General features: G+C 51.7%; 3 protein-coding genes. All 3 read left to right on the top strand.

Going from position 1 to position 5352, the window contains the following annotated elements:
- The first annotated feature begins 200 nt into the window (after positions 1 to 200).
- Positions 201 to 2789 carry an ATP-dependent chaperone ClpB gene (clpB, locus tag AC1WIP_RS10695; RefSeq protein ID WP_481141817.1) on the top strand — a complete coding sequence of 863 codons (2589 nt, stop codon included), beginning with the start codon at positions 201 to 203 and terminating at the stop codon, positions 2787 to 2789.
- A 180-nt stretch (positions 2790 to 2969) separates the two neighbouring features.
- On the top strand, positions 2970 to 5195 hold the full coding sequence (locus tag AC1WIP_RS10700; RefSeq protein WP_481141818.1) for an alpha-galactosidase: 2226 nt from the start codon (positions 2970 to 2972) through the stop codon (positions 5193 to 5195).
- Between the two features lie 42 nt (positions 5196 to 5237).
- Positions 5238 to 5352: LacI family DNA-binding transcriptional regulator (locus AC1WIP_RS10705; protein WP_481141819.1), on the top strand; the 115-nt coding region annotated here is incomplete at its 3' end.

Consider the following 5352-nt stretch of genomic DNA (forward strand, 5'->3'; position numbering starts at 1 on the left):
AGATATGGCCGCCTCCCGCCGGGTGGAAATCAAGTTCCGCTTAAAGGAGGACGAAATGATTGAGAAGATTTCTTCCATCCTGCAGCAGCAATAAAAGAGCCTTTATAAAAAGTTTATACTTTTGTGCTTGCTTTTTATCTCCTCTGTGTTATAGTAGATATAGAACAAATAACTTGAGGCAGAGATGAGGAGGTGTGCGTATGAATATTCAAAAGTTTACGCAAAAGTCCATGCAGGCAGTGGAAGGCTGCGAAAAGCTGGCTTATGAATACGGAAATCAGGAAATTGAACAGGAGCATCTGCTGTACAGCCTTTTGACAATAGATGACAGCTTGATTTTAAAGCTTGTTGAGAAAATGGGAATTCAGAAGGAGCATTTTGTAAACCGGGTGGAACAGGCCCTGGAAAAATGCGTGAAGGTACAGGGAGGACAGGTGTATATCGGCCAGCACCTGAACAGGGTGTTGACCTACGCCGAGGATGAGGCGAAGCAGCTGGGAGACGAATATGTGTCCGTGGAGCATTTGTTCCTTGCCATGATCAAGAATCCCAACAAGGAGATCGCCCAGATTTTTAAGGAGTACGGCATCACAAGGGAGCGTTTCCTGCAGGCGTTGTCCACAGTCAGGGGCAATCAGCGGGTTACAAGCGACAACCCGGAGGCCACCTATGACACTCTTGAGAAATATGGTCAGGATCTGGTGGAGCGGGCAAGGAACCAGAAGCTGGATCCGGTGATCGGGCGGGACAGTGAAATCCGCAACGTGATTCGGATTCTTTCCAGAAAAACAAAGAACAATCCTGTTTTGATCGGTGAGCCCGGCGTGGGTAAAACCGCCGTAGTGGAAGGGCTGGCCCAGAGAATTGTGAGGGGAGATGTCCCCCAGGGGCTGAAGGACAAGAAGATTTTTGCGCTGGACATGGGAGCCCTTGTGGCGGGAGCCAAATACAGAGGCGAGTTTGAGGAACGTTTAAAGGCGGTGCTGGAGGACGTAAAAAACAGCGACGGGCAGATTATTCTGTTTATCGACGAGCTGCATACCATTGTTGGTGCGGGCAAGACGGACGGCGCTCTGGATGCTGGGAATATGTTAAAGCCCATGCTGGCCAGAGGAGAGCTGCACTGTATCGGCGCCACTACCCTGGATGAGTACCGCCAGTATATTGAAAAGGATGCGGCGTTAGAGCGCCGGTTCCAGCCGGTGCAGGTGGATGAGCCTACGGTGGAGGACACTATCTCCATACTGAGAGGCTTGAAGGAGCGCTATGAGGTTTACCACGGCGTGAAGATCATGGACAATGCCCTGGTGAGCGCCGCAGTGCTTTCCAACCGTTATATCTCGGACCGGTTCCTTCCGGACAAGGCCATCGACCTGGTGGATGAGGCCTGCGCCCTCATCAAGACAGAGCTGGACAGCATGCCCACGGAGCTTGATGAGCTCCAGAGAAAGATCATGCAGATGGAGATTGAGGAGGCGGCCCTGAAAAAGGAGGATGACCGGCTAAGCCAGGAGAGGCTTGCCAATCTCCAGAAGGAGCTGGCGGATTTAAAGGAGGAATTTGCAGGCCGCAAGGCCCAGTGGGACAATGAGAAGGCATCTGTGGAAAAGCTTTCAAAGCTGCGTGAGGAGATTGATCAGGTAAACAGTGAAATCCAGATTGCACAAAGAGAGGGCAACCTGGAAAAGGCTGCGGAGCTAAGCTACGGCAGGCTGCCTGCGTTAAAAAAGCAGCTGGAGCAGGAGGAGGAGAGAGTGAATTCCTCCGATCTGTCCCTGGTGCATGAAAAGGTATCTGATGAGGAGATCGCCAGAATTATTTCCCGGTGGACGGGCATCCCTGTGGCAAAGCTGACGGAGAGCGAGCGGAACAAGACGCTGCATCTGGACGAGGAGCTGCATAAGAGAGTGATCGGACAGGACGAGGGCGTCACCAAGGTGACGGAAGCCATCATCCGCTCCAAGGCGGGGATTAAGGACCCTACAAAGCCCATAGGCTCCTTCCTGTTTTTAGGGCCCACCGGCGTGGGCAAGACGGAGCTGGCAAAGGCACTGGCTGCGGCGCTGTTTGACGACGAAAACAATATGGTGCGTATCGATATGAGCGAGTATATGGAGAAATACTCCGTATCCCGCCTGATCGGAGCGCCTCCCGGATATGTGGGATATGAGGAGGGCGGACAGCTGACGGAGGCAGTCCGCAGAAAGCCCTACAGCGTGGTGCTGTTCGACGAGATCGAGAAAGCCCATCCCGATGTGTTTAACGTGCTTTTGCAGGTGCTGGATGACGGGCGTATCACAGACTCCCAGGGAAGAACCGTGGATTTCAAGAATACCATCCTGATTATGACCTCCAACATTGGGGCAAGCTACCTGCTGGATGGCATTCACCCGGATGGAAGCATTCAGCCGGAGGCGGAGAGCATGGTGATGAACGATCTGCGGGCTCATTTCAGACCGGAATTTTTGAACCGTCTGGACGAGATTATCCTCTTTAAGCCGCTGACAAAGGAAAATATAGAGGGAATCGTTCATTTGATCATTGCTGACCTGAACAAGCGTCTGGCAGACCGTGATCTTAAGATAGAGCTCACAAAGGATGCACTTTCCTTTGTGGTGGATAACGCCTACGACCCGGTTTACGGCGCAAGACCTCTGAAGCGTTATATCCAGAAGCATGTGGAAACGCTGGCGGCAAAGCTGATTCTGGGAGACCAGGTATCCTCCGGAGACACCATTCTGATCACCCTGGAGGACGGAGCCTTGAACGCAGTTGTGAAGAAGCAATAAAAGAGATTTTGATGCAGGCATTTAAAGCCTCCCTGTCTTGTGTGGCAGGGAGGCATTTTTTGCGCAGAATTTTCTTGTAAAAATGAAAGCTTTTTGTTAATATAAACTTAAAAACAGGTAATAAACTTAAAATATTCGACTAAAATTACTTAAAAGCCATACCGGAGAAAGGAGAGGGGCATGAATCTGCAGTATTTGGAGGAGGAACGAATTTTTCGCCTGGACACGCCGGGCACATCCTATCTGATCGGCATTGTGGGGGAAGAGGGGTTTTTAGGCCATATTTATTACGGAGGGCGGCTGGCGGATTTAAGCGGAATCAAAACGCTGCTTCGGACTGAGGAAGCGCCCTATACTCCGGATACAAATGACAGGGAGAGGATTTCCTTTCTGGACAGCTTTCCTATGGAGTATTCCTTCCACGGTGTGGGAGATTACAGAGAAAGCTGTGTGCGGGTGAGAGACGCTGCAGGAGCCGGCGCAGTCTGCCTGACCTATGTAAAGCATGAGATTTTCCGGGGAAAGGAAAAGCTTTCCGGGCTGCCCGCTGTCTTTGGCGGGCAGGACGATGTGATGAGTCTTGCAATCACCTGTGAGGACAAGGTGCTGGGGCTTAGGGCAGTGTTAAAATACAGTGTGTTCGCGGATACGGACGCCATTGCAAAAAGCGTCTGCTTTACCAATCTGGGGGAAAAGCCTCTTTATCTGGAAAAGGCGTTGAGCGGCTGCCTGGATATGGATAACAGGGAATTTGATGTGCTGACCCTTCACGGCTCCTGGGGAAGAGAAAGGCATATGGAGCGAAAAAAGCTGGGGCACGGGAAATTTAAGGTCTCCTCCCTAAGAGACGGCAACTGCCATCAGGAGCATCCCTTTCTTGCGCTTTTGTCCCCCGGAGCAGACCAGGAGAGGGGGGAGGTGTACGGCTTTCATTTTGTCTATTCCGGGAATTTTATGGCCCAGGCCGAGGTAAACCAGTTTGACAGCGTGAGAGTGGTTATGGGAATTGAGCCGGAGGACTTTTGCTGGAAGCTGGAGCCGGGGGAGAGCTTCCAGACCCCGGAGATGATCACGGTGTATTCGGAAAACGGACTTTCCGGCATGACAAAAAGCCTTCACACACTTTACAGAAAGCACCTGATCCGAAGCCCTTATCTCCATAAAAGACGGCCCATACTGATCAATAACTGGGAGGGCACCTACTTTGAGTTCAACGAAGAAAAGCTCATAGAGATTGCCAGACAAAGCGCGGCCTTGGGGATCGAAATGCTGGTGATGGACGACGGCTGGTTCGGGGATCGGTGCGACGACAGCCGCTCCTTAGGGGACTGGCAGGTAAATCAGGAAAAGCTAAAGGGTGGACTGCCCTATCTGGTGGAGCAGGTAAAGGCTCTTGGAATGCAGTTTGGCATCTGGTTTGAGCCGGAAATGATCTCCCCGGATTCCAGGCTTTACAGGGAGCATCCGGACTGGGCCATCGCCATTCCGGGAAGAAGGCCGGGAATGGCCAGAAACCAGTATGTGCTGGATTTAAGCCGGAAAGAGGTCAGAGATCACATTATGGAGGAAATGTTTGACATTCTCCACAGTGCGGACATTGCCTATGTAAAATGGGATATGAACAGACCCCTGACAGACCTTCACAGCGCGGCACTTGCGCCGGACAGACAGGGAGAGCTGGCCCACCGCTTTGTGCTGGGAATGTATGAAATGCAGGAGAGGCTGCTTGCGGAATTTCCCGGGCTTTTGCTGGAAAACTGCAGCAGCGGGGGCGGACGCTTTGATCCGGGCATGCTGTATTACAGTCCCCAGATATGGTGTTCGGACGATACGGACGCCGTGGAGAGGCTTGCCATACAGGAGAGCACGGCCATGCTGTATCCTCTGTCCACCATTGGGGCTCATGTGAGTGTGTGTCCCAACCATGCGGTGGGAAGAAATACGCCCCTTGAGACCAGAGGGTTTGTGGCTCTTGCGGGCACCTTCGGCTATGAGCTTGATATCACAAAGCTGACAAAGGAGGAAAAGGAGCTGGTTTCAAGACAGACCAGACTGTATGGAAGCCTTTGCGAGCTGATCAGAGAGGGAGATTATTACAGACTTGCCTCCTATCAGGAAAATCATTCCTATGACTGTTTCCAGGTAAACGCTGCAGACGGCGGACAGGCGCTTGTTTTTTATACCCAGGTGCTCAACGAGACAAACCGCAAAAGCAGATTTATCCCTTTAAGGGGGCTTTTGGAGGAGGCCCGGTATGCCTTGTATCTGGCGGACATTAAGACGGAGGAGCTTTTTGTTTTCACAAACAGGATATTTTCAGGAAGCGTGCTTATGAAGGCGGGGCTTCCTGTGGAGAGAATGTGGGGGGATTTTCAGGGGAGGCTTTTGTATCTGAAAAAAATCTAAGGGAAGAAAACAGAGGAAGGAAAGCAGGAAAACAAGACGGATATGGGAAAAATTGTGAGAATGGCTGATATTGCAGCAAGACTTGGGGTCAGTACTGTGACCGTGTCAAAGGCTCTGGGAGATCAGAAGGGGGTCAGCCAGGAGCTCAGGGAACGAA

The organism is Acetatifactor sp. (assembly GCF_982438285.1).